Origin of the sequence: Phenylobacterium sp. 58.2.17 (genome assembly GCF_026411515.1) — a bacterium.
In the GTDB taxonomy this organism is placed as follows: Bacteria; Pseudomonadota; Alphaproteobacteria; order Caulobacterales; family Caulobacteraceae; genus Phenylobacterium.
Genome location: NZ_JAPMTQ010000026.1, coordinates 1 through 22,441, shown reverse-complemented (window position 1 = coordinate 22,441; position 22,441 = coordinate 1). Strand labels below are relative to the sequence as shown.

The following is a 22,441-nucleotide window of genomic DNA, read 5'->3' as shown; positions in this document are numbered from 1 at the left end:
CTAGAACCAGGCTCGTACGCCGACCACGAAGCTCGTGGTTTCGGCGCCGTCGCCGGCCGCCCGCGCATAGTCGGCGGTGCCGCCGAACTTCCGCTCGTAGGAGATCCCGATATAGGGCGCGAACTCGCGACGGACCTCGTAGCGCAGCCGCAATCCCAGCTCGGCGTTCGAGAGACCCGAGCCGGTCGCCGTCTCGGCGGTGTCCTGCGCCGAGACGCTCAGTTCGGCGCGCGGCTGGAGGATGAGCCTTTGGGTCAGCCGAAGGTCGTATGTTCCCTCGAGCCTGCCGAGCAGTTCGCCCTTGTTGGACAGGAAGAGAGCGCCTTCGACGTCGAACCAGTAGGGCGCGAGGCCTTCAAAGCCCACCGCCGCATAGGTTCTCGACTTGGGTTTGAAATCCTGGCGCACGCCGGCCTGGATGTCGAAGTATGGGCTGATCGCGCGGGAATAGACGGCCTGCAGCTCGGCGCCTTCGACCCCTTCGCGGCGCGTGCCTTCGCCTTCGCTCTTGAGCACGAACCGGTTGATGTCGCCGCCGAACCAGGCCTCGCCATCCCACCGATAGCCGCCGCCGCCTTGCGTCCGGTATTCCGCCAGGCGTGCGAACACCTGGGAGACCCTGGCCCCGCCGTGCTCCTGGCGCAGGGTGTCGCGCGCCGCGGTCATCGCGGCCGGATCGAAGACCCGATCGGCGGCGTGGTCCTTGGGCGGCGGCGGAGGCGGCGATTTGGGAATCTCCGGCGCGGTCATACCCGGCATGGCGGCCATGTCGTGTCCCGCCGTGGGCGTCTGCGGGCCCGTCATCCCGGGCATGTCGGCCATGGCCCCCTCGGGCGCCGGCGAGGCGGGCGGCGTCATGCCCGGCATCGTGGACATGTCGTGGCCGGCATGGGGATCGCTGGGCGCGGCCGTGGGCGGCTTGGTCGCGGGGCGCTTCCTGGCCGGGGCGGGCTTGGCGGCCGGCTTGGCCGGAGGCTTGGCTTTCGGCGCCGGCATGGTCATGCCGGGCATGGGGCCCATCTCCTGCGCGGCCGCGGGCGCGGCGATGGCGAACGGGATCAGGGCGAGGAGCGCGAGCCGGGTCATGCGGCGGCTCCTTCGAGAGGCCGCACGGCGAACACTTGGAACATGCCGCCGTGCATGTGGTAGAGCATGTGGCAGTGGAAGGCCCAGTCGCCGGCCTCCGCGGTGATGTCCCAGCTGACCTTTCCCCCCGGCAGAACGTTGACCGTGTGCTTGCGGGGCGCGAAGCCCGCCGGCCCGTGGGTCAGTTCGAAGAAGTGCCCGTGCAGGTGGATCGGGTGGGTCATCATGGTGTCGTTGATCAGCGTCACCCGGACCCGCTCGCCCGTGGTGAAACTGTAGGGCTCGGGCTTCTCGCTGAACCGCTTGCCGTCGAACCCCCACATGAACCGTTCCATGTTGCCGGTCAGATGGATGTCCAGGGCCCGGGTCGGGGTGCGGCGGTCGGGGTTTGGCTCCAGCGCCACCAGGTCCTTGTAGACCAGCACCCGGTGGCCGACGCTTTCGAGGCCCTGGCCGGGTTCGCCGGTGCGGTCCATCGGCATCGGCGCGATGGTCTGCACGCCCGGGCCCATCTTCACGCCCGGCGCGTTCTGGGGATCGCGCATCGACATCTTCATGCCGCCCATGTCGCCCATGGCGTCCGATCCACGGGCCTTGGGCGGGGCCATGCCGGGCGCCGGCGCGTCCTTCATGCCCGCCATCGCGCCGTGATCCATACCGGCCATGCCGGCCATGTCGCCGCCGCCCATGTTCATGGCGCCCATGTCCATCCCCATGTCCTTCATCGTCGCCAGGGGGCGTTCCCGGAGCGGCGGAACCGGAGCGGTCATGCCCGCGCGCGGGGCGAGGGTGGCGCGGCCCATGCCCGATCGGTCGACGGCCTCGGCGACCAGGGTGAAGGCCTGGTCCTGCGTCGGCTGAACGATGACGTCATAAGTCTCGGCGTTGCCGATCTGGAATTCGTCGACCTCGACGGGCCGCACGTTCTGTCCATCGGCCGCTACGATGGTGAGCTTCAGGCCCGGGATGCGGACATTGAAGACCATCTGGGCGGCGGCGTTGACGAACCGCAGCCGCACGCGCTCGCCGGGATTGAAGAGGGCGGTCCAGTTGTCCTGCGGACCATGGCCGTTGATCAGGAATGTCAGCGCCGCCCCGGTGACGTCGGAGATGTCGGTCGGATCCATGCGCATCTTGGCCCAGTCGATGCGCTCCTGAAGGGTCTGGTCCTTGCCGGCGAGCAGGCTGGCCACGGTCTGCTTCTGGTAGTTGAAGACCCCGCTCTGCTGCTTCATCCGTTTGAAGATCAGGTGGGGATGCATGAAGCTGAAGTCCGAGAGCACCACCACATGCTCGCGGTTATAGGCGACTGGATCGGCGTCCTTGGGATCGATGATGATCGGGCCGTAGTGGCCTTCAGCTTCCTGAAGGCCCGAATGGCTGTGATACCAGTAGGTGCCCGACTGAATGATCGGGAACTCATAGACGAAGGTCTCGCCAGGCTTGATGCCGGGGAAGCTGACGCCCGGCACCCCGTCCATCTGGAAGGGCACCAGCAGGCCGTGCCAGTGGATCGAGGTCTCCTCGCTCAGCGTGTTCTTCACCGACAGGCGGACGTTCTGGCCCTCCTTCAGACGCAGGAGCGGACCTGGGACCGTGCCGTTGATGGTGACGGCGTGACCGGCGCGGCCATCCACGCTCAGCCGCGAATGGGCGATGGTCAGGTCGATGTTGGGACCGGTCAGAGTCGGCGTCGCCGGGGTCACACCGGCCGTGGCGCTCTGCGCCCAGCTCGGAAACAGCGCCCCGAGCGCCAGGCCGCTCCCGATCAAGGAGCCTCTCCGCAGCAGCTGCCGACGGTCGAAATCTCTCATGGCGGGCCCCATACGGTGGCGGCGTGCGAGCCTGGCTGGCGCGCTCTAGAGGAATACGCGCCAAACAACGCCTGACCCTCGGCAAAGGTCGCCGCGGGGGCGCGGCGCCGATGCGAGCCCGACTGCGGCCGGCGCGATCCTACCCTGTGCGGCCGTGACGCGGCGACTTTCGTGAGGGCTGAAACTTCGCCGTCGCGTATCCCAACGTAAGCGGTCGGATACCGCTCAGCGGAGAAGTAGGAATGCGCAAGTTTGTTTCGCTCGCCGGCATGCTCGGTGCGCTCGCCCTGGCGGTCGCCGGACCGGCCTACGCCCATGCCAAGTTGACGTCGGCTGAGCCTGCGGCGAACGCCACGGTGGCGCCGCCGCGCCAGATCGTCCTCCAGTTCAACGAGAAGATGGTCGCCGGGTTTTCGGGCTTCGACCTCACCAGCGCCGACGGCGCCAAGGTCGCGGTCAAGACAACCGTCGGCAAGGACGGCATGAGCATGGTCGGCGTCCCGGCCAAGCCGCTGGCCAAGGGCGCCTACAAGGTGGCCTGGCACGCGGTGACCGCCGACTCCCACCGGATGCAGGGCGACTTCACCTTCACGGTGCGCTGACCGATGGACCTCCTGGTCGCGACCGTTCGCTTCGTCCAGTTCGCCGCCGCGGTGGCGCTGTTCGGGGCGCCGCTGTTCTTCCTCTACGCCCTGGGCGAAGCGGCGCGATCGGGAGACGCAATGCTGACCTGGGGTCGCGGCCTCCTGCGCTGGAGCAGTGCGGCCCTGCTGCTCGGGGCGTTGGCCTCGCTGCTTGGCCAGACGGCCGTGATGGCCGGCGACCCGGCGATGGCGACCAACCCCGAAGCGCTGCGCATGGTCCTGACCGGCACGGCCTTCGGATACGCCACGGCGGCGCGTCTGGTCCTGGCCGTCCTCGCGCTTACGGCCAGCCTGTGGCTCGCGCCGCGTCTGCCGCTGTGGCTGATCTCGGTCGGGGCGGGCGCTTTGATCCTGGCGAGCTTCACCTGGACCGGCCATGGCGCGGTCGAGGAAGGCGCGGCGGGGATCGCGCATGCGATCAGCGACATCATCCACCTGCTCGCCGCCGGGGTCTGGTTGGGCGCGCTCGTGGCGCTGGCCGTGCTGCTGTGGCGCGCCCGGCGCGGCGCTTCGGCCGAGGCGCTCGCCGCGCTTCACCGGGCGCTTGAGAATTTCTCCGGCGTCGGCAGCCTGGTGGTCGCGGCCCTGCTGGCCAGCGGTCTGGTCAACAGCTGGTTTCTGGTCGGGCTGCGGCCGGTGGATCAGATCCTCGCCACGCCTTACGGCGTCCTGCTGCTCATCAAGATCGTGCTCTTTGGCCTCATGCTGCTGCTGGCGGCGGCCAACCGCTTCCGTCACACCCCGGGCCTCGGTTTCGCCCTGGCCGATGGCGAGGACAGCGCGCCGGCGACGGCGACCCTGCGTCGCAGCGTCCTCGTCGAGACCCTCCTGGCGATCGGCGTCCTGGTGCTGGTCAGCATCCTGGGCATGATCGCGCCGGTGTCGGCGCAGATGTAGCCGGCTACATCGCCGCGATGAGGGCGGCGATCTTGTCCATGAACGCCTTCATCAGAGCGGCCATCATCGGCAGGAACAGGATCAGCGCGATGAAGATCGCGACGATCTTGGGCGCATAGACCAGGGTCTGTTCCTGGATCTGGGTGAGCGCCTGCAGCAGCCCCACCACGACGCCGACCACCAGCCCCGCGATCAGCACCGGGGCGGAGAGTTCGACCGTCAGCCAGATCGCGGCCCGCCCGATATCGAGGGCGGCCGCGCCATCCATCAGTAATGGCCCGGCGGGGCAGGGATCGGGGGCGGATGGCGGTGGCTGTCGGAGACCGTGACCATCCCGTTTTCGGCCCGATACCGGGGCGGCGGGAAGCCCGACAGGATGACAAGGGTGACCAGCAGCGCGGCGGCGGCGGCGATCACCGCCCAGGCGCCCCACCAATGCAAAATGTGACGTCTTCCAGCCATAGCGCCCTCCAGGTCGATATCGGCCGGACGCGCCTGAAGCGGCCCGTCTAACAGGGATACGTCCGGAGCGGCGCTCGCCCCTTGCCGGCCGCGAGACACGACAGGGCGACGGCGCCGCAACTCGGCTGCGAGGGCCGTCCCAGCGCTGGCGCGTACTCTCTATGGGGCGCGGCGGATCCGCTGGGTCCGCCTCCGCAAGAGATCTAGGAGACCTCGATGAAGATCCTTCTCGCAACGGCCGCCGTCCTGGCCATCGGCGGCCCGGCCTTGGCCCAGCAGCACGACATGGGCGCGATGGCCGGGATGGACATGAAGGCGCCGGCCGGCGCCCAGGGCGCGGGCGTGATCAAGGCCCTCGATCTGAAGGCCGGGTCGGTGACCCTGCAGCATGGGCCGATCGCGGCCTTGAAATGGCCGGCCATGACCATGGCGTTCAAGGCCGATCCCAGCCTCCTGAAGACCGTCAAGGTCGGCCAGAAGGTGACCTTCACGGTCAAACCTGGGGCCACGCCCGAGGTGATCGCCATCGCGCCGGCCAGCTAGGCCCGCGCCATTCCAAGGGTCCGCGTTCTTTGGACCCGCGGGCCGGCCGTGGCGCGCCCACCGCCCGGCCGGCTCGCATCCTTCCTCCCGTCTCGCGTGGCCCTCCGGGCGCACGTGCCGATCGCCTGCGCGCCGGACGCGCGGGGTGCGCGGTTCGGCGCGCGTACTCCTGATGAGACCGAAGTTGGAGGACTTGGACATGAGCGATCAATTCGACGCGTTGGTCGCCAGGCTGGCGACTGCGCCGACCGACCACCCCTTGGATCTGCTGGACGGGGAGATCGCGCGCGGCATTGAGCGCCGGCGGCGAGACGCCCAGACCTTGCGCACGTTGGCGCCCATGCAGATGGCCTCGCTCTGCCTGGCCATGGTGGTCGGGGTGACCACTGGCGGCGCGTTGGCGTTGAACCTCGCCAAGCCTGAGCCGCTGGGCGCCTTCTTCAGCGCTTCGAGCCTGGCGCCCTCCACCCTGCTGGAGGGCGTTCAATGAGCCTGATGCGCGCCATGATCATCACCCTGGTCCTCGCGATCCTTGGCGCGGGGCTGGGGGCCTGGGGCGGATCGCAGTACGTGCTCCGTCGGATGCAGCCGCCGCAGCCGTTGCATGACCTGATGCACCACAAGCTGCGCCTGACCGCCGAGCAGGACCGGCAGATCGAAGGCATCGAACGCGACCACGCCGCGCGCCGGCGGCTCTTGCAGGCCGAGATGCGCGCGGCCAACGCCGAACTGGCTCAGGCCTTCCAGGAGCGTCACGCCTATACCCCGCAGGTCCAGGCCGCCATCGAACGGTCTCACGTGGCGATGGGGGAGCTCCAGAAGGAAACCATCGTCCACACGCTGGCCATGCGGGAGGTGCTGACGCCCCAGCAGGCGGCGGTGTTCGATGCGATCATCGTCAAGTCGCTGACTGAACAGGCCCAGTGAAACTGGACGCCGAGGCGTCGGACACGACGCTCGCCCGGTTGGCTGCGGCGGGCGACGATCAAGCCTTCAATCTCCTCGTCCGACGCCACAAGGAGAGCCTTTACCGGCTGCTGCGTCGCTACACCGGCGACGCCGACGAGGCCTATGAGGCGGTCCACGAGGCGTTCATCGCCGCGTGGGGCGCGCTGCGTCGCTATGACCCTGAGCGCTCGTTCGGCGCCTGGCTGCGGACCATCGCCATCAACAAGGCGCGCGACCGCGGTCGGCGCATGGCTGTGCGGCGCATGATCTTCGGCGTCCAGAGCCTTGAGGACAGCCCGGCGATGGAGGCGTTCGATCCGGCCACGGCCGCCGACGATCTGGTCATCCTCGACCAGCGGGCCCGCCGCCTCGGCAAGGCCGTCGCCAAGCTTTCCGACAGCCTGAAGGCGCCGCTGCTGCTGACCGCGTTTGAAGGCTATTCGCAGCAGGAGGCCGGCGAGATCCTGGGTCTTTCCACCAAGACCATCGAGACCCGGGTCTATCGCGCCCGCAAGATCCTGGCCGCCCAGCTGGGCGACGACATGCGGCCTTCGAAGGGATGACCCGTCCGCCTCCAAATCGGGCCGCGCCGTTTGGGCCGGCCTTCCCCAGGTCCCGGGACCGGCTGGAACAACTGGCCCGGAGACGTCGCTTCATCGTGAAAAGAAGAGGAAACCCCTATGACCCAGCGCCTACGGTTCCTTGCGGCCGGCCTTGCCGCGATCGCCTTCAACGCGCTTCCGGCACTGGCCAGCGCTCATCCTGACGCTCCCCACGCCGCCGAAGCGTCCGCCTCGGCGCTCACCGGCGCGGCGGCCGAAGCGGCCCAGGTCGTCGATGCGTTCCACGCGGCGCTGAAGGCCGGGGACGCCGCCAAGGCGGCCAGCCTGATGGCCGACACGGCCGTGATCTACGAGGCGGGCGGGGTTGAGCGCTCCAAGGCCGACTACGCCTCCGGTCATCTGGCGCGTGACGCGGCCTTCCTGAAGACGGCCAGCGCGACCGTCGAGCGCCGGACGGGCGGGGCGCACGTCGATCTGGCCTGGGTCGCCAGCGAAGGGCGTCTCAAGGGCATGGCCGACGGCAAGGCGATCGACCGGATCACCACCGAGACCATGATCCTGACGAGGACGCCGCAGGGCTGGCGGATCACCCATGCCCACTGGTCGTCGCGCGCGGCCTCCGCGGCGCACTAAGGACCTCCTGCCGATCTCTCACCGCGTGGAGATGACGAAATGTTCCTGCAGCCGATCGACTACTTCCTAGCCGTCTGGTTCGCCCTGGCGGCGGCCTCGACGCTCTACGTCGGGATCGACCAGTACCGGAACAATCCCGAGCCCGTGGTGATGAAGTGGGGCTTCATCCTGGTCACCCTCTACATGGGGCCGATCGGGCTGCTGCTCTATGTGCTGGCCGACAAGGAGCCCCGCCCGGGCGAACACGAGCGGTTCATCCAGCCGCTGTGGAAGCAGGGCGTGGGCTCCACCATCCACTGCGTGGCCGGCGACGCCACCGGCATCATCCTGGCCGCGGCGATCACCGCGGCGCTCGGCCTGCCGATGTGGCTCGACCTGATCATCGAATACCTGGCCGGCTTCGCGTTCGGCCTGTTCGTCTTCCAGGCGCTGTTCATGAAGTCGATGATGGGCGGGACCTATTGGGAGAATGTCCGCCGGAGCTTCCTGCCGGAGTTCATCAGCATGAACTTCATGATGGCGGGCATGGCCCCTGTGATGAGTTTCCTGATGATGGGGCGCGACATGCGCGCCATGGTCCCGACCGAACTCCTGTTCTGGGGCGTGATGTCGATCGGGGTCATCGCCGGCTTCGCCATGGCCTATCCCTGGAATGTCTGGCTGGTGAAGCGGGCGCTCAAGCACGGGCTGATGACGGACCGGCGGCCCGGATCGAAGTTCGCGGCCAAGCCCGATCCCAAGTCCGGGGGCGAGCACGCCGGTCATGGCGCTTCGCCCAAGACGACTCGAAAGCGTGCGGCCGCGATGAAGGCCGACCATGCCGGTCATGGCGGACAAGCCATGGCTTCCGACGTGACCCGGCCGCAACTGGCCGCCGTCGGCGGGGTCTCCCTTCTGGCCCTAGCCATCGGCATGATCGCCCCGGCCAACTGGGTGAACCTGTCGCTGTCGGCCAAACAGGTCGGGGGCGCGATCATGCCCCCGGGCATGATCATGGATCGCGACACCCCGGCCGAGGCGATGATCGATATGGCCGCCGTCGATCCGCGGCAGGTGACGGCGCGCTACGATCTGGAGGCCCGCGGCGGCCGCGAGCTACAGCCGCGGATCGAAAACGGCGTGAAGGTCTTCACCCTGACCGCCTCGGTGTTCCGTTGGACGATCCTGCCGGGCATCCATGTCGACGCCTATGGCTTCAACGGCCAGCTGCCGGGCCCGACCCTGCGCTTCAAGGAGGGCGACCAGGTCCGGATCGACGTCATCAATCGCTTGCCCGAAAGCACCACCGTCCACTGGCACGGCCTGATCCTGCCCAACGTCATGGATGGGCCCGCGCACATCACCCAGGCGCCGATCGAGAACGGCGAGGTCTATCGCTACGCCTTCAAGGTCGTGCAGTCCGGCACCTACCTCTATCATTCCCACGACCATGTCGACCGCCAGCAGGCGCTGGGGCTCTACGGCGCGATCATCATCGATCCGGCCAAGCCCGACCCGGCGCTCGTGGCCGACCACGAGTACACCCTGCAGATCCAGGAATGGCTGAAGCGCGAGGGGCTTACCTATCCGGCCATGCCGATGGACGGCGGCCAGCCCAATTACTTCACCATCAACGGCAAGGCCTATCCGTCCACCGAGGTGGTCAAGATGCGCGTGGGCGAGACGTTGAAGGTGCGCTTCATCGGCTCCAACAACGGCTTCATCCACCCGATGCACATTCACGGCGGACCGTTCGAGGTCGTCGCCAGAGACGGCGAGACCCTGCAGCCGTCGGCGCGCTTCAAGGCCGACACCATCAATGTCGGCCCGGGCCAGCGCTATGACGTGATCTGGACGGCCCTGAAGCCCGGCAAGTGGCTGATCCACTGCCATATCGGCCACCACACCACGAACAACAACGTCGAGATGAACGGCGGCGGCGGCCTGATGACGGTGATCGACGTCGCGCCCTAGTGACCGTGCGGGCGGGCCTCCGCGTCCGGAGCGGTCACTGCGCCCGGCATCTTCATCTCCATGCCGGGCATCTCGCGCATCATCGTGTCATGATCGGCCGGCGCGCTCTTGATCGCGGCCTCGTACTGGGCGGGCGACATCTTCGGCAGGGTCCGGATGAAGGCGACCAGGTCCCAGATCAGCGGATCGCTGTGGGTGCGGCCCCAGGCCGGCATGGCGGTCATCTTGATCCCATGCTTGATCATCCAGAATTGCTCGGCAGGGGGGCGGGTCAGCTCGCGGGCGAGCTCGGGCGCCTGCGGATAGAGGCCCTGGCTGATCTCGGTCTTCTCCATGCCCGGCGCCAGGTGGCAGCCGCTGCACATTTCCGCGTAGAGCCCGGCGCCGGAGGCGATCCGCTTGGGGCTCGCCAGATCTGGCGGCGGGGTGATGTTCCGGGCCCGGACCGCGATGGATCGGTCGCGCAGGCTTTCGGTCATCCAGAACACGGTCCTGGTGTGCGGGGCGTCGGCGGCGATGTTGTAGACGCCGGCATAGATGGCCGCGCCCGCGACCCCGCCGACCAGCAGGGCGGCCGCGCCCACAAAGGGCCAGCTGGGCAGATGGCGTTGAAAGTCGAAACGTTTGCGATCGGTCATGAGGCACTCCCGATGGACGGGGAGCCGGTCGGTCGCGGCTCCTCCTATGGGATACGCGCCGGCCGTTTCAGCGCCCTCGCCGGCAGGCCCGGTCTGCCGTCTCCCCGGCGCCCCCGTGGGGGCGAAGTTCCGCCCCGTTGAGGTGCGAAGGGGCGCTGATGCGTAAAGATTGTGCCATGTCCGCGTTCGCCACCCAGCTTGAGATCGTCCGCGCCGACGGCGGCTGGAGCCTCATCGGCGACGACCGAACGCTCGGCCACTTTCACTACCGCGTCGACGCAGAGGAGGCGGCGCTTCGCCTCATGGAACGCGCCCGCTCAGAGCACCGGGACGTTCGGGTGCTGGTGCAGGACGAGGCCGGCCAGCTTCAGCCGTTCAGGGTCTAGCGGTCCGCCGAACGCCTGTCGCTGCACGCCGCGACCGCCGTCTCCCGCGACCGGGCTGCGGGCGCCTTGCGGACCGCCGGCGCCGGCCGCCAGCTTGCGGGCCTAGGAGGCCCGCCATGTCGACGACCAAGGTCCTGTGGGGCCAGGTGCTGCTGGTTTTGGGGATCGTCCTGGCGACCACCTGGGGCGCGACCCAGTGGACCGCCGCGCAGCTGGGTCACCAGGCTGGCCTCGGCCCACCTTGGCTCATCCTTGAGGGCTATCCGCTCTATCCGCCGCCGGCCTTCTTTTGGTGGTGGTTCGCCTATGACGCCTATGCGCCCGACGTCTTCGCCCGCGGCGCGGCGATCGCGGCGTCCGGCGGAGGGCTGGCCTTCGTGGCGGCGATCGCGCTGTCGGTCTGGCGGGCCCGTGAAGCGCGGCGCGTGATCACCTACGGCTCGGCGCGATGGGCCGACCGGAGCGAGGTGAGGGCGGCGGGCCTGCTTGGGCCGGACGGCGTGATGTTGGGCAAGCTCGGGCGCGCCTACCTCCGCCACGATGGACCCGAGCATGTGCTGTGCTTCGCCCCCACACGGTCGGGCAAGGGCGTGGGCCTGGTGGTTCCCTCGCTGCTGACCTGGCCGGGGTCGGTGATCGTCCATGACATCAAGGGGGAGAACTGGACGCTGACCGCGGGCTTTCGCGCGCGGTTGGGACGGGTGCTCCTGTTTGATCCGACCAATCCCGCCTCGGCCGCCTACAACCCGTTGCTCGAGGTTCGCCGGGGCGAATGGGAGGTACGCGACGTCCAGAACGTGGCCGACGTGCTGGTCGATCCGGAAGGCTCGCTCGACCGCCGCAATCACTGGGAGAAGACCAGCCACTCGCTGCTGGTCGGCGCGATCCTGCACGTCCTCTACGCCGAACCGGACAAGACCCTGGCCGGGGTCGCCGCCTTCCTCTCCGACCCGCGGCGTCCGATCGAGGCGACGCTCGGCGCCATGATGCGCGCGCCGCATCTGGGCTCGGCCGGTCCCCATCCGGTGGTGGCCTCGGCGGCACGCGAGCTGCTCAACAAGAGCGAGAACGAGCGGTCCGGCGTGCTGAGCACCGCCATGTCGTTCCTGGGGCTCTACCGCGATCCGGTGGTGGCGCAGGTCACAGCCCGCTGCGACTGGCGGATCGCCGACCTGGTCGAGCCCGGCCGACCCTGCAGCCTCTATCTGGTCGTGCCGCCCTCCGACATCAGCCGCACCAAGCCGTTGATCCGGCTGATCCTCAACCAGATCGGCCGGCGGCTGACCGAGACGCTGACGCCGGATCGGGACCGCCCCCGCGTGCTCCTGATGCTCGACGAATTTCCGGCGCTGGGCCGGCTCGACTTCTTCGAGAGCGCGCTGGCCTTCATGGCCGGTTACGGCCTGAAGGCTTTCCTGATCGCCCAGTCCCTGAACCAGATCGAGAAGGCCTACGGCGCTAACAACGCCATCCTCGACAACTGCCATGTGCGGGTGAGCTTCGCGACCAATGACGAGCGCACGGCCAAGCGGGTCTCCGACGCGCTGGGCACCGCCACCGAGATGCGGGCGATGAAGAACTATGCCGGGCATAGGCTCTCGCCCTGGCTCGGCCATCTGATGGTGTCGCGCGCCGAGACCGCTCGGGCCCTGCTGACGCCCGGCGAGGTCATGCAACTGCCGCCGGCCGACGCGATCGTCATGGTCTCCGGCGTCCATCCGATCCGGGCCAAGAAGGCGCGCTACTATCAGGACCGCCGCCTGGCCGAGCGCATCCTGCCGCCGCCCGTCCCACGGCCGCCCGCGGCCCGGCGACCGGACGACTGGACCTCGGTCCGCGTCGAGGCCAGCGAGGCCGGCGCCGGGGTCAGGGCCGATCTCGCCAACGCCGGCCTTCGCCGCGAGCCTGATCTGCCGCAGCACGAGGAGGTGGCTCCGCCGCCGCCCGGCCGGCCCGAGTTCGGTTTCGAGGACCAGGCCGGCGACGACGACCTGGTGCGGCGGCGCGCCCTGCAGCAGCGGATGAGCGGCCTGGCCCGGCAGGCGTCGCTCGATCCGGATGATGGTCTGGAGCTCTGAATGCGCAGCAAGCACACCTTCCGGCTGCCGCCCAGGCTCGCAGGCCAGCTCGCCGAGTACGCCATCCGCAAGCGTGTCTCCCAGGCCCTGGTGGTCGAGACGGCGCTGGCCTCGTTCCTCTCACCCGACGGGTCGGAGCGCCTGGAAGCGGCGATCGGGCGCCGCCTCGACCGACTGAGCCGGCAGGCCGACCGGCTTGAGCATCATGTCGAGATCTCCAACGAGGCCCTGGCGCTGTTCGTGCGCTTCTGGCTGACCAGCACGCCGTCCTTGCCGGATGCCGCCATGCCCGCCGCCCAGGCCAAGGGCCGCGAGCGATATGAGGGCTTCGTCGAGGCGCTCGGCCGGCGCATGGCCAAGGGGCTGAGTCTGGCCCGCGAGCTAGCGCAAGATGTCGCGCCCCAACCGGCTGCAGACGACGAGGGCGCCGTTTGATGGTAGGGCGACCTGCGCCAATAGCGGACATCTGGAGCGGTTCAGGATGCGGAGGAGCCACCGAGTTGGCCCTCGCGATGTGCAGCCCAGTTCTCTGTGCGGGCCTTCAATCCACCCCAATAGCTGGCACCAGGTCCTGGAATTTGGTGGTGTCGCTGCGTGGTTGGAGCTGCTTTTCCAACGGCCGGATAGCGAGCTTTAGAGGCATCTGTCCAGCCACGCCGCTAAAAATGCAGGTCCCGGTCGGTAACGTCGGGATTGATTCCTCAGTCAACCGGTCAATATAGGACACGGCGCTCGCGATCGATTGCAGGTCTCGCTCATTAATCAGCCGGTGGATGAAATAGTTGTGTGCCTGGGATGTTATTGTTGCCGAAATATCGCTCGGCCTCTGGCTCGAAATGGTGACGAAAACACCGAATTTCCGGCCTTCCTTGATAATTTCCTCGAAGGTCTCGAGCCGATAATCCTTCCAGCTCTCCGACTCTCGGAATGAATCGCGCGACAGGATATTGTGCGCTTCGTCGATGATGATGTTGAGCGAACGTGTGCCGCCAATCCGCTTGTGATCCTCATAAACCTTCTTCGCCAGAAGCAAGGGAATGGTCTTCTTCATCTCAAGGTTGACGTTACCCAGTGCCACCACAACGACGTTTTCGGTGAAGAGCTCCTGGCCGTGAGCGGTAGAGAACACCCGTCGGATATCGGCCTGCTTGCTCTTCAACTTGTTGATCGCCGGCGCGATGTGTTCGTTTTGGGCTCGGCTCGCCAGGACGTCGTCGATCAACTGAATGTAGCAGAAAATAATAAGGCTGGAGATGGCGTCATCTGGCAGATTAAACTGCCCAACCGTCTGATAGAGGACGGTGTTATCGATCAGATCCTGGTTATCCCTGATCCATAGATTTCCGTTGACGCGATACTGAGCACTGTTGCTGAACCACTCCAGCCCCTCCATGTGGTTGATTGGTGCTCCGAGCGCGTCTTCGTCAGGTAGAACCTGTCGGAGATAGTCGAGAAGGAGATCGATCCGGAGCTTATCTGACATGACCAGGATCGACTTAATCTGACGTTGCAGAATGCCGCGCACGTAGTTGGTCGGCGAATTGGCGGCGATGGCTCGGTCCTGCTTTACGAGGGTCCGCTTCAGGAACGGCTTCTGGGTCTTGTCGGTCGCGTCCGCTAGGATACTGACGATCTCGATGTCACTGAGACCGCCGGCCCCTAATGGGATCTGCGCGCCGTTGTCGTTGCGGGTGGTTAGCTCGTAGACCTGCTTGTGCGCTGTTAGACAGTTGTCCCGCGTGAACTCGTTGTTGAAATCAAAGAGCAGGATTTTGCAGTTCTCAACGAACGCCTCGGAGTTTCGTGCCCGCATTTGGGCGATGAACTCTTGGTAGATCATCGCGAGCGTGTTGGACTTTCCACTGCCCGTGTTTCCGAAGATGGCGATGTGACTGTTCATGAGGCCATCGACCGGCAGGGCGATGTCGTAGCCCTCGTACTCAGATTTTGCGACGTCCAGCCCCACGCTTGGCGGCGAGACGAGGCAGTGCACCTGGTGGACCTTCTCCTTCGTCAGAAGGAAAGCTTCGTTGCCGACGAGCGGCAGTTCCTTGGTGCCGCCGAAGAAGCGCCCTTCGCGGTCGAGAAATCCCACTAGCGAGATGGCCAAGGTTCGCCGACCAGGTTGCGGCGCCCAGTCCTCGCTATCCTCGCCCTCGATATGGGCGTTTTCACCCTCGACCCGGCCGATGAGGCTGAGAAAGCCTTTGCGGATATCGACATAGCTGCCCACGGCGATATTTCGCAGGACATCGCCGTCATAGAAGAGCTCCGACAGATTCTTGTCGGTGTCGACGGACACGAAGACCTTGCGTCCCGTGACTGCCGAAACAGCACCTACCCGGAGAACCGACTCTTTCTGCAGACGATCCGGAAGGGCGATCATTTGCTCGCGTCGGGGACGACCGCCTCCAGGATGTCGTTGAGGCGGGTGAAATCGATGGTGGCCCCAGCCGACGGCGCGATCACCGTGACGTTCCTGTGAGCAGCAAACGTCGTAGCGAAGCCCTCAGCTGCGGTCGGGTCGAAGGCCACGAGGATCAACTGGGCGGTCGGGTTGCGGAGCGACCGCCGGGTGAGGTCCAAGATGTGCTTGTCGACGAAGGAAAAGCCGAACGTCAAGAGAACGGCGTTGTCTACTTCGAGACATCGAGAGAACAGGCGGAGCAGATCGTAGTACACCCTATCCATCAGGGTCGAATGGAACTTGCGCAGGTTGGGCAGGATCAGAAAATGATCCTTTAGGTACGTGGAGCGAAGGTGCTCATCATCCAGATCTCCCGCAGCCGGTGGGGGCGGGAACTTGTCGCGAGCGACGAGCTCGTCGCCCGCGCGTCGCCAGGACAACGACCCGTGGAGCTTGACCAGATTGATCGTTGGCACCTCGGTGCTGCGACCTAGTGGGCTGCTGGCCCGGTAAATGCGATCAAAGTACCGCTCGGGCGCGAAGACAGGTACCGAAAGCGGAGCCGAGCGATCGAAGCCATCGTTCACAACGAGGCCTGGCGTCGCGGCACCCGCAGTCTCCAGAAAAAGGTCATAGTTCGTGGTGAACACCACGGCCTGACGCGCCAGAAGCTGGGACTTTCGGGCAAATAGGATGCCGTCCAGAATCCGAATGAAGCGCTGATAGCTCTCTCGGACCGCGACCGCGTCCGGGCCTGACGTGCCGCTCAGAAGGTCGCGATTGACGGCATTGATCGCTTCCAGGAAGGCGAAGCTCTTCTTGTCTGCGTCCTCGTTATCGCCAAGCATGAGGAGAGCATCAATCTCAGCCTCGATGTTGCCGGCCGTCGCGATTGCGGGAAATGAGGCACCTGAGCCGAGAAGGAAATTGATGGCACCGGATTGAATATACGGCTCCAGGAGCTTGGAGACGTTCCCGTTGTCAGGATCCGCCACAACCGTCTTCGCCATGGCCCCTCCCGAGGGTCAGTTCTGAAGCGATCTTAGGCCTGAGCGCAGCCTATTCGCAACTTCCGCGCGTGACGGTGCGGCCCGACCGGCAAAGATGGCTGAACGACGGCGGGGTCGGAGGGCTGAGATGCCTCGCGACGTACGCTCAGCGTCAATTGATGCGTTGTCGCATGATCTGTCCGACAACAACGGCGTTCGCGCGGCCTTGGCGAAGACGCGGGATCAAAGTCGCCCTGTAGAGCCGGACCTCTGACCGGAGACACGCTGGTCGAGCGTTGCAGATTGACTTGTAGCAGGCGCTCATAACGCAAGGTCTGGAATGAGTGCAGCCGGGGCGGTCGCCGTCGACCGCCTGTCGCTGCACGCCAGGCTACGACACTGCCATTTCCTTGTTGTTCCAGGCCATTTCCCGCCCCTTCTAATCAGCCCCGTTGACCGGCCGCGCCCTGGCCGGCCTGGCTCAAAGGGGCCCCGACGTGGCGATCCATTCCCTCCGTTCCGAAGCGGCCCAGCGCGGCGCGCGGATGCTGCGTACGGCGCTGGGACCGGCCATCGCGGGCTGGCTCGAGGATGTCGCGGTCGTCGAGGTGATGCTCAATCCCGACGGTCGGCTGTGGGTCGATCGGGTCGGTGAGGGGCTGGTCGACACCGGCCAGGTCCTCTCGGCCGTCGACGGCGAACGGATCATCCGGCTGGTCGCCCACCATGTCGGCGTGGAGGTCCATGCCGGAAGGCCTCGCGTCTCCGCCGAGCTGCCCCCGAGCGGCGAGCGGTTCGAGGGCCTGATCCCGCCGGTGGTCGCCGCGCCGGCCTTCGCCATCCGCAAGCCTGCCGCTCAGGTCTTCACTCTGGCGGCCTATGCCGAGAGCGGCGTGATGACGTCGATCCAGGCGCAGGCCCTTCGCCAGGCGGTCCTTGAGCGCCGCAACATCCTGGTCGCCGGCGGTACGTCCACCGGCAAGACCACCCTGGTCAACGCCTTGCTGGCCGAGGTCGCCAAGACCGGCGACCGGGTCGTGCTGATCGAGGACACCCGCGAGCTGCAGTGCGCCGCCCCCAACCTGGTGGCCCTGCGCACTCAGGACGGGGTCGCCAGCCTGGCTGATCTGGTCCGCTCGTCACTGCGCCTGCGCCCCGACCGCATTCCGATCGGCGAGGTGAGGGGGCCTGAAGCCCTCGACCTGCTCAAGGCCTGGGGCACCGGTCATCCCGGCGGCGTTGGCACTATCCACGCCGGCTCGGCGCTCGGCGCCCTGCGCCGGCTCGAGCAGCTGATCCAGGAGGCGGTGGTCACCGTGCCCCGCGCCCTGATCGCCGAGACCGTCGACCTGGTCGCCGTCCTGACCGGCCGCGGGCCGGAGCGACGGCTGTCCGAACTCGCCTGTGTCGAGGGCCTGCGCTCCGACGGCGACTATCGCCTCATCTCCAGCGGAGACCTGTGATGATCCCCCTCAAGCGTCGGCTTCGCGCCGGCACGATGCTCGACCGGCTGGGCCATATCGGCCTCACCGCCGCGGGCCTGCTCTACGCCCTTCCCGCCCATGCGGCGGGCTCGTCGATGCCCTGGGAAGCGCCGCTGCAGTCGATCCTGGAGTCGATCGAGGGGCCGGTCGCCAAGATCATCGCTGTGATCATCATCATCGTCACCGGCTTGACCCTGGCCTTCGGCGACACCTCTGGCGGGTTCCGGCGGCTGATCCAGATCGTCTTTGGCCTCTCCATCGCCTTCGCCGCCTCGAGCTTCTTCCTCTCCTTCTTCTCGTTCGGCGGCGGGGCGCTGGTCTGATGGAAGGGCCGATCCCCGGCTTCATGGCGCCGGTCCACCGGGCGCTCGTCGAACCGATCCTGCTGGGCGGGGCGCCGCGGGCGGTGGCCATCGCCAACGGCACGCTGGCGGCGGCGATGGGCCTTGGCCTGCGGCTGTGGATCGCCGGCCTGGTGATCTGGGCCATCGGCCACGCCGCCGCCGTCTGGGCGGCCAAGCGCGACGCCCAGTTCGTCGAGGTGGCCCGTCGCCACCTGCGCTATCCGCCCTTCCTGCGGGTGTGAGGGCGCCATGATGAAGCTTGGCCTCTATCGCAACGCTACCCCGCTCCTGGCCGACGTGCTGCCCTGGGCCGCGCTGGTCGCAGAAGGCGTGGTGCTCAACAAGGACGGCGCCCTGCAGCGCACCGCGGGCTTCCGGGGCCCGGATCTCGACAGCGCCACGCCCGCCGAACTGGTCGCGGTCACCCATCGTCTCAACAACGCGCTGCGCCGGTTGGGTTCGGGCTGGGCGATCTTTGTCGAGGCCCAGCGCCTGCCCGCCGCGCACTACCCGCAAGGCGCCTTTCCCGATCCGGCCTCGGCCCTGGTCGATGTGGAGCGCCGCGAGCAGTTCGCTGAAGAGGCGGCGCATTTCGAGAGCCGCTACTTCCTGACCCTCCTCTGGCTGCCGCCCGTCGAGGGCGCCGCCCGGGCCGAGGGCTGGCTTTATGAAGGCCGGGCGGGCGAGGGCGTCGACGCCTGGGAGCAGACCAAGGGTTTCATCGACCGAACTGACCGGCTGCTGCAGCTGATCGAGGGGTTCGTGCCTGAGGTCGCCTGGCTGGGCGACGCCGAGACCCTGACCTATCTGCACTCGACGGTTTCGACGCGCCGCCACGCCGTGCGGGTCCCCGAGACCCCTATGCATCTGGATGTCCTGGTCGCCGACGAGCCGCTGACCGGCGGGCTCGAGCCACGATTGGGCGAGCATCATCTGCGCACCCTGACGGTGATCGGTTTTCCCAGCGCGACCTTTCCGGGCCTGCTCGACGACCTCAATCGCCTGGCCTTCGGCTATCGCTGGTCGACCCGGGCGCTGATGCTCGACAAGACCGACGCCGCCCGACTGCTGGCCAAGATCCGGCGCCAGTGGTTCGCCAAGCGCAAGTCGATCGCCGCCATCCTCAAGGAGGTGATGACCAACGAGGCCTCGGCGCTGCTGGACTCGGACGCCGCCAACAAGGCCGCCGACGCCGACGCGGCCCTGCAGGATCTGGGCTCGGACCAGATCGGCCAGGCCTTCGTCACCGCCACGGTCAGTGTCTGGGACCTCGATCCGGCCAAGGCCGCCGAGAAGCTGCGGCAGGTCGAGAAGGTCATCCAGGGCCGCGACTTCACGGTGATCGCCGAACGGGTCAACGCCGTGGAGGCCTGGCTGGGCTCGCTGCCCGGCCAAGTCTACGCCAATGTCCGCCAGCCCCCGATCTCGACGCTCAACCTGGCCCACATGATCCCGCTCTCGGCGGTCTGGGCGGGACCGGAGCGGGACGAGCATCTGGCCGCGCCGCCGCTGTTCTACGGCAAGACCGAGGGCTCCACGCCGTTTCGGTTCTGCCTCCATGTCGGCGATGTCGGCCACACCCTGGTGGTGGGCCCTACCGGCGCCGGCAAGTCGGTGCTGCTGGCCCTGATGGCGATGTCGTTCCGGCGCTATGGCGAGGCCCAGATCTTCGCCTTCGACTTCGGCGGCTCGATCCGCGCCGCGGCCCTGGCCATGGGCGGCGACTGGCATGACCTGGGCGGCGCGATCGGCGCGGGGGCTGACGCCGCCCAGGCCCCGGGCGTGGCCCTGCAGCCGCTGCGCCGCATCGACGACCTGGCCGAGCGCGCCTGGGCGGCGGACTGGCTGGCGGCGATCCTGACCCGCGAGGGCGTCGCGCTGACGCCCGAGGCCAAGGAGCATCTCTGGACCGCGCTCGGTTCGCTGGCCTCGGCGCCGGCGGGCGAACGCACCCTGACCGGCCTGGCCGTCCTGCTTCAGGCGGCGGATCTGAAGCGGGCGCTCGCCCCCTACTGCATGGGCGGGCCGTTCGGGCGGCTGCTTGACGCCGAGGCGGAGTTTGTCGGCTACGACGCGGTGCAGGCCTTCGAGACCGAGGGCCTGATCGGAGCGGGCGCGGCGCCGGCCGTGCTGACCTATCTCTTCCACCGCATCGAAGGCCGGCTGGACGGCCGGCCGACCCTGGTCATCGTCGACGAGGGCTGGCTGGTGCTCGACGATCCCGGCTTCTCGGCCCAGCTGCGCGGCTGGCTCAAGACCCTGCGCAAGAAGAACGCCTGCGTGCTCTTCGCCACCCAGTCGCTCGCCGACATCGAGACCAGCGCCATCGCGCCGGCGATCATCGAGAGCTGTCCCACGCGGCTCTTCCTGCCCAACGACCGCGCGCTCGAACCGCAGATCGCCGCCATCTATCGCCGGTTCGGGCTCAACGACCGTCAGGTCGAGATCCTCAGCCGCGCCACGCCCAAGCGCGACTACTACTGCCAGTCGCGGCCTGGCAACCGGCTGTTCGAGCTCGGCCTTGGCGAGGTCGCCCTGGCCTTCGCCGCCATCTCCAAATCCGACCAGATCGCGATCACCCAGCTCCTGGCCGAGCACGGCCGGGACGGCTTCGCCGCCGCCTGGCTGCGGGCGCGGGATCTCGGCTGGGCGGCCGGTCTCTTGCCCACCCTCAGCCTGGAGTCCCCCTCATGACCTCTGTCTCCACCCGCCGGGCGATGCTCGCCGGCGGCTGCGTGCTCGCCCTGGCGCTACAGACCGTGCCGGCCCGCGCGGCCATCGTCTTCGACCCCACCAACTATGCGCAGAACGTGCTCACCGCCGCCCGCGCCCTGCAGCAGATCAACAACCAGATCACTGCGCTGCAGAACCAGGCGCAGTCGCTGATCAACCAGGCCAAGAACCTGGCGAGCCTGCCGTTCTCGTCGCTGCAGACGCTTCAGGCCCAGATCCAGCGCACGCAGGCGCTGCTCGGCCAGGCCCAGCGGCTGGCCTATGACGTCCAGCAGATCGAGCAGGCGTTCAAGGGTCAGTACGGCGGCGTCGACCTCAAGGCCTCCGACCAGGCCCTGGTCGACGGCGCCCGGGAGCGCTGGCGGACCAGCGTCGCCGGTTTCGAGGACGCTCTGAAGGTTCAGGCCGGCGTCGTCGGCAACATCGAGGGCGCGCGCGATCAGATGGCCCAGCTGGTCGGCGCCAGCCAGTCGGCGTCGGGCGCGCTGCAGGCGGCCCAGGCCGGCAACCAGCTGCTGGCCCTGCAATCGCAGCAACTGGCCGACCTGACCGCCATGCTCGCCGCCCAGGGCCGCGCCCAAAACCTCGAGGCGGCCCAGCGCGCGGCCGCCCAGGACCAGGCGCGCGAGCAGCTGCGGCGGTTCCTGACGCCGGGCGCCGGCTACCAGCCGGGCGATGCGAAGATGTTCAACCGATGAGCCCGGACCTGTCGCTGTTCGTGCGCTTCGGCGCCCTGGCCTTTGCGGTCCTGGCGATGACGCTGGCCGGCCTTCAGCGGCTCCAGCGTCCCGCGCCGCCCGCCGCGCCGACGTCGCCAAGCCCGGCCCAGGCGGTCGATCCGCTGCGGGCCGAGCTGACCCGTTGCCAGGCGCTGGGCGAGGCCGGCGCCGGCGACGCCGCCTGCCTGGCGGCCTGGGGCGAGAGCCGCCGCCGGTTCCTGGGCCCACCCGCTGGCGCAAGGGGGCGATAGGCCATGGACGGCACAGGCGTCATCGACCGGTTCCTGGGCGTCTTCACGTCCTACATCGACAGCGGCTTTGGCCTGCTGGGCGGCGAGGTGGCGTTCATCGCCACCACCCTCATCGTCATCGACGTGACCTTGGCGGCGCTCTTCTGGACCTGGGGCGAGGGCGACGACATCGTCGCGCGCCTGGTCAAGAAGACCCTGTTCGTCGGGATCTTCGCCTACATCATCGGCAACTGGAACGGCCTGGCCCAGATTGTCTTCGAGAGCTTCGCGGGTCTGGGCCTGAAGGCCTCGGGTTCGGGCTTCACCGCCGCCGACCTGCTGCGGCCCGGCCGGGTGGCCCAGGTCGGCCTCGACGCCGGCCGCCCCATCCTGGAATCGATCTCCGGCCTGATGGGCTATGTCGCCTTCTTCGAGAACTTCATCCAGATCGCCGTCCTGCTGCTGGCCTGGCTGATCGTGCTGCTGAGCTTCTTCGTGCTCGCGGTGCAGCTCTTCATCACCCTGATCGAGTTCAAGCTGACGACGCTCTGCGGCTTCGTGCTCATCCCGTTCGGCCTGTTCGGCAAGACCGCCTTCCTGGCCGAGCGGGTGCTGGGCAATGTCGTCTCCTCGGGCGTGAAGGTCCTGGTGCTGGCGGTGATCGTCGGCATCGGCTCGACCTTGTTTGCGGAATTCACCGCCGGCTTCGGCGGCGCCCAGCCGACCATCGAGGAGGCGCTGGCCATCGTGCTGGCGGCGCTCTCGCTGCTCGGCCTCGGCATTTTCGGCCCCGGGATCGCCAATGGCATCGTCGCCGGCGGCCCGCAGCTGGGCGCCGGGGCCGCGGTCGGTACGGGCTTGGCCGCCGGCGGGGCGCTGGCGGCTGGCGG

Annotated in this window: 25 protein-coding genes; 18 read left to right on the top strand and 7 right to left on the bottom strand. The window is 67.9% G+C overall.

The window, feature by feature from the left end:
• Nucleotides 1–1,086, bottom strand: coding sequence for a copper resistance protein B (locus tag OUA97_RS15445; protein WP_267232905.1), 1,086 nt, complete (start codon nucleotides 1,084–1,086; stop codon nucleotides 1–3).
• Nucleotides 1,083–2,900 carry a copper resistance system multicopper oxidase gene (locus OUA97_RS15440; RefSeq protein WP_267232904.1) on the bottom strand — a complete coding sequence of 606 codons (1,818 nt, stop codon included), beginning with the start codon at nucleotides 2,898–2,900 and terminating at the stop codon, nucleotides 1,083–1,085. Before OUA97_RS15440 ends, OUA97_RS15445 begins: the two co-directional genes overlap by 4 nt.
• Before the next feature lie 242 nt (nucleotides 2,901–3,142).
• Between OUA97_RS15440 and copC the strand changes: the two genes are divergently transcribed.
• Together copC and copD are read left to right on the top strand one after the other, a co-directional pair.
• A complete protein-coding gene (copC, locus tag OUA97_RS15435; protein ID WP_267232903.1) occupies nucleotides 3,143–3,502 on the top strand; it encodes a copper homeostasis periplasmic binding protein CopC in 360 nt (119 codons plus the stop codon).
• A 3-nt stretch (nucleotides 3,503–3,505) separates the two neighbouring features.
• Complete coding sequence (gene copD, locus OUA97_RS15430; protein ID WP_267232902.1) at nucleotides 3,506–4,441, top strand: copper homeostasis membrane protein CopD; 936 nt, start codon at nucleotides 3,506–3,508, stop codon at nucleotides 4,439–4,441.
• A gap of 4 nt (nucleotides 4,442–4,445) precedes the next feature.
• Here the strand turns inward: copD and fliQ are convergent, their stop codons facing one another.
• Complete coding sequence (fliQ, locus tag OUA97_RS15425) at nucleotides 4,446–4,709, bottom strand: flagellar biosynthesis protein FliQ (protein ID WP_267232901.1); 264 nt, start codon at nucleotides 4,707–4,709, stop codon at nucleotides 4,446–4,448.
• Entirely contained in the window at nucleotides 4,709–4,903 is a 195-nt protein-coding gene (locus OUA97_RS15420) for a hypothetical protein (RefSeq protein ID WP_267232900.1), read from the bottom strand. The genes fliQ and OUA97_RS15420 overlap by 1 nt, the downstream gene beginning before the upstream one ends.
• Before the next feature lie 216 nt (nucleotides 4,904–5,119).
• Between OUA97_RS15420 and OUA97_RS15415 the strand changes: the two genes are divergently transcribed.
• The 6 genes from OUA97_RS15415 to OUA97_RS15390 all read left to right on the top strand — a co-directional run bounded on the left by OUA97_RS15415 (nucleotide 5,120) and on the right by OUA97_RS15390 (nucleotide 9,543).
• Nucleotides 5,120–5,446, top strand: coding sequence for a copper-binding protein (locus OUA97_RS15415; RefSeq protein WP_267232899.1), 327 nt, complete (start codon nucleotides 5,120–5,122; stop codon nucleotides 5,444–5,446).
• A 199-nt stretch (nucleotides 5,447–5,645) separates the two neighbouring features.
• Nucleotides 5,646–5,936 (top strand): hypothetical protein, encoded by a 291-nt coding sequence (locus OUA97_RS15410; protein WP_267232898.1) that lies wholly within the window; start codon nucleotides 5,646–5,648, stop codon nucleotides 5,934–5,936.
• Nucleotides 5,933–6,373 (top strand): Spy/CpxP family protein refolding chaperone, encoded by a 441-nt coding sequence (locus OUA97_RS15405; protein ID WP_267232897.1) that lies wholly within the window; start codon nucleotides 5,933–5,935, stop codon nucleotides 6,371–6,373. Before OUA97_RS15410 ends, OUA97_RS15405 begins: the two co-directional genes overlap by 4 nt.
• Entirely contained in the window at nucleotides 6,370–6,957 is a 588-nt protein-coding gene (locus OUA97_RS15400) for an RNA polymerase sigma factor (protein WP_267232896.1), read from the top strand. Before OUA97_RS15405 ends, OUA97_RS15400 begins: the two co-directional genes overlap by 4 nt.
• A gap of 117 nt (nucleotides 6,958–7,074) precedes the next feature.
• Nucleotides 7,075–7,590, top strand: coding sequence for a YybH family protein (locus OUA97_RS15395; protein WP_267232894.1), 516 nt, complete (start codon nucleotides 7,075–7,077; stop codon nucleotides 7,588–7,590).
• 39 nt (nucleotides 7,591–7,629) lie between these two features.
• Nucleotides 7,630–9,543, top strand: coding sequence for a DUF4396 domain-containing protein (locus OUA97_RS15390; protein WP_267232892.1), 1,914 nt, complete (start codon nucleotides 7,630–7,632; stop codon nucleotides 9,541–9,543).
• On the opposite strand, the gene OUA97_RS15385 is transcribed toward OUA97_RS15390, so the two are convergent.
• Entirely contained in the window at nucleotides 9,540–10,181 is a 642-nt protein-coding gene (locus OUA97_RS15385; protein ID WP_267232891.1) for a c-type cytochrome, read from the bottom strand. The genes OUA97_RS15390 and OUA97_RS15385 overlap by 4 nt on opposite strands.
• Nucleotides 10,182–10,357: 176 nt before the next feature.
• On the opposite strand from OUA97_RS15385, the gene OUA97_RS15380 reads away from it, so the two are divergent.
• From OUA97_RS15380 to OUA97_RS15370, 3 genes are all read left to right on the top strand, one after another.
• Nucleotides 10,358–10,567: a hypothetical protein gene (locus OUA97_RS15380; RefSeq protein ID WP_267232890.1), complete on the top strand. Its 210-nt coding sequence runs from the start codon at nucleotides 10,358–10,360 to the stop codon at nucleotides 10,565–10,567.
• Nucleotides 10,568–10,683: 116 nt separating this feature from the next.
• Nucleotides 10,684–12,645, top strand: a complete 1,962-nt coding sequence (locus OUA97_RS15375; RefSeq protein WP_267232889.1) for a conjugal transfer protein TraG — start codon at nucleotides 10,684–10,686, stop codon at nucleotides 12,643–12,645.
• Nucleotides 12,646–13,080, top strand: coding sequence for a CopG family transcriptional regulator (locus OUA97_RS15370; protein WP_267232887.1), 435 nt, complete (start codon nucleotides 12,646–12,648; stop codon nucleotides 13,078–13,080).
• 106 nt (nucleotides 13,081–13,186) lie between these two features.
• Here the strand turns inward: OUA97_RS15370 and OUA97_RS15365 are convergent, their stop codons facing one another.
• Both OUA97_RS15365 and OUA97_RS15360 read right to left on the bottom strand, forming a co-directional pair.
• Nucleotides 13,187–15,031: an ATP-binding protein gene (locus tag OUA97_RS15365; RefSeq protein WP_267232885.1), complete on the bottom strand. Its 1,845-nt coding sequence runs from the start codon at nucleotides 15,029–15,031 to the stop codon at nucleotides 13,187–13,189.
• Entirely contained in the window at nucleotides 15,028–16,062 is a 1,035-nt protein-coding gene (locus OUA97_RS15360) for an SIR2 family protein (protein ID WP_267232883.1), read from the bottom strand. Before OUA97_RS15360 ends, OUA97_RS15365 begins: the two co-directional genes overlap by 4 nt.
• Before the next feature lie 524 nt (nucleotides 16,063–16,586).
• Here OUA97_RS15360 and trbB point away from each other — a divergent pair.
• The 7 genes from trbB to trbL form a co-directional block, all read left to right on the top strand.
• The gene (gene trbB, locus OUA97_RS15355; RefSeq protein WP_267232944.1) at nucleotides 16,587–17,504 is read left to right on the top strand and encodes a P-type conjugative transfer ATPase TrbB; all 918 of its coding nucleotides are present in this window, start codon (nucleotides 16,587–16,589) and stop codon (nucleotides 17,502–17,504) included.
• Nucleotides 17,504–17,848, top strand: coding sequence for a TrbC/VirB2 family protein (locus tag OUA97_RS15350; RefSeq protein ID WP_323690867.1), 345 nt, complete (start codon nucleotides 17,504–17,506; stop codon nucleotides 17,846–17,848). Before trbB ends, OUA97_RS15350 begins: the two co-directional genes overlap by 1 nt.
• Nucleotides 17,848–18,111, top strand: a complete 264-nt coding sequence (locus tag OUA97_RS15345; RefSeq protein ID WP_267232877.1) for a VirB3 family type IV secretion system protein — start codon at nucleotides 17,848–17,850, stop codon at nucleotides 18,109–18,111. Before OUA97_RS15350 ends, OUA97_RS15345 begins: the two co-directional genes overlap by 1 nt.
• A 7-nt stretch (nucleotides 18,112–18,118) precedes the next feature.
• Complete coding sequence (trbE, locus tag OUA97_RS15340; protein WP_267232875.1) at nucleotides 18,119–20,563, top strand: conjugal transfer protein TrbE; 2,445 nt, start codon at nucleotides 18,119–18,121, stop codon at nucleotides 20,561–20,563.
• Entirely contained in the window at nucleotides 20,560–21,300 is a 741-nt protein-coding gene (gene trbJ / locus OUA97_RS15335; RefSeq protein ID WP_267232874.1) for a P-type conjugative transfer protein TrbJ, read from the top strand. The genes trbE and trbJ overlap by 4 nt, the downstream gene beginning before the upstream one ends.
• Nucleotides 21,297–21,572: a putative entry exclusion protein TrbK-alt gene (trbK-alt, locus tag OUA97_RS15330; RefSeq protein WP_267232873.1), complete on the top strand. Its 276-nt coding sequence runs from the start codon at nucleotides 21,297–21,299 to the stop codon at nucleotides 21,570–21,572. The genes trbJ and trbK-alt overlap by 4 nt, the downstream gene beginning before the upstream one ends.
• 3 nt (nucleotides 21,573–21,575) lie before the next feature.
• Nucleotides 21,576–22,441: P-type conjugative transfer protein TrbL (trbL, locus tag OUA97_RS15325; RefSeq protein WP_267232871.1), on the top strand; the 866-nt coding region annotated here is incomplete at its 3' end.

What these genes read in the sequence shown, in the direction of transcription:
- OUA97_RS15445 (WP_267232905.1), bottom strand. Translation starts at nt 1,086, where the DNA reads ATGACCCGGCTCGCGCTCCTCGCCCTGATCCCGTTCGCCATCGCCGCG.
- OUA97_RS15440 (WP_267232904.1), bottom strand. Translation starts at nt 2,900, where the DNA reads ATGAGAGATTTCGACCGTCGGCAGCTGCTGCGGAGAGGCTCCTTGATC.
- copC (WP_267232903.1), top strand. Translation starts at nt 3,143, where the DNA reads ATGCGCAAGTTTGTTTCGCTCGCCGGCATGCTCGGTGCGCTCGCCCTG.
- copD (WP_267232902.1), top strand. Translation starts at nt 3,506, where the DNA reads ATGGACCTCCTGGTCGCGACCGTTCGCTTCGTCCAGTTCGCCGCCGCG.
- fliQ (WP_267232901.1), bottom strand. Translation starts at nt 4,709, where the DNA reads ATGGATGGCGCGGCCGCCCTCGATATCGGGCGGGCCGCGATCTGGCTG.
- OUA97_RS15420 (WP_267232900.1), bottom strand. Translation starts at nt 4,903, where the DNA reads ATGGCTGGAAGACGTCACATTTTGCATTGGTGGGGCGCCTGGGCGGTG.
- OUA97_RS15415 (WP_267232899.1), top strand. Translation starts at nt 5,120, where the DNA reads ATGAAGATCCTTCTCGCAACGGCCGCCGTCCTGGCCATCGGCGGCCCG.
- OUA97_RS15410 (WP_267232898.1), top strand. Translation starts at nt 5,646, where the DNA reads ATGAGCGATCAATTCGACGCGTTGGTCGCCAGGCTGGCGACTGCGCCG.
- OUA97_RS15405 (WP_267232897.1), top strand. Translation starts at nt 5,933, where the DNA reads ATGAGCCTGATGCGCGCCATGATCATCACCCTGGTCCTCGCGATCCTT.
- OUA97_RS15395 (WP_267232894.1), top strand. Translation starts at nt 7,075, where the DNA reads ATGACCCAGCGCCTACGGTTCCTTGCGGCCGGCCTTGCCGCGATCGCC.
- OUA97_RS15390 (WP_267232892.1), top strand. Translation starts at nt 7,630, where the DNA reads ATGTTCCTGCAGCCGATCGACTACTTCCTAGCCGTCTGGTTCGCCCTG.
- OUA97_RS15385 (WP_267232891.1), bottom strand. Translation starts at nt 10,181, where the DNA reads ATGACCGATCGCAAACGTTTCGACTTTCAACGCCATCTGCCCAGCTGG.
- OUA97_RS15380 (WP_267232890.1), top strand. Translation starts at nt 10,358, where the DNA reads ATGTCCGCGTTCGCCACCCAGCTTGAGATCGTCCGCGCCGACGGCGGC.
- OUA97_RS15375 (WP_267232889.1), top strand. Translation starts at nt 10,684, where the DNA reads ATGTCGACGACCAAGGTCCTGTGGGGCCAGGTGCTGCTGGTTTTGGGG.
- OUA97_RS15370 (WP_267232887.1), top strand. Translation starts at nt 12,646, where the DNA reads ATGCGCAGCAAGCACACCTTCCGGCTGCCGCCCAGGCTCGCAGGCCAG.
- OUA97_RS15365 (WP_267232885.1), bottom strand. Translation starts at nt 15,031, where the DNA reads ATGATCGCCCTTCCGGATCGTCTGCAGAAAGAGTCGGTTCTCCGGGTA.
- OUA97_RS15360 (WP_267232883.1), bottom strand. Translation starts at nt 16,062, where the DNA reads ATGGCGAAGACGGTTGTGGCGGATCCTGACAACGGGAACGTCTCCAAG.
- trbB (WP_267232944.1), top strand. Translation starts at nt 16,587, where the DNA reads ATGCTGCGTACGGCGCTGGGACCGGCCATCGCGGGCTGGCTCGAGGAT.
- OUA97_RS15350 (WP_323690867.1), top strand. Translation starts at nt 17,504, where the DNA reads ATGATCCCCCTCAAGCGTCGGCTTCGCGCCGGCACGATGCTCGACCGG.
- OUA97_RS15345 (WP_267232877.1), top strand. Translation starts at nt 17,848, where the DNA reads ATGGAAGGGCCGATCCCCGGCTTCATGGCGCCGGTCCACCGGGCGCTC.
- trbE (WP_267232875.1), top strand. Translation starts at nt 18,119, where the DNA reads ATGATGAAGCTTGGCCTCTATCGCAACGCTACCCCGCTCCTGGCCGAC.
- trbJ (WP_267232874.1), top strand. Translation starts at nt 20,560, where the DNA reads ATGACCTCTGTCTCCACCCGCCGGGCGATGCTCGCCGGCGGCTGCGTG.
- trbK-alt (WP_267232873.1), top strand. Translation starts at nt 21,297, where the DNA reads ATGAGCCCGGACCTGTCGCTGTTCGTGCGCTTCGGCGCCCTGGCCTTT.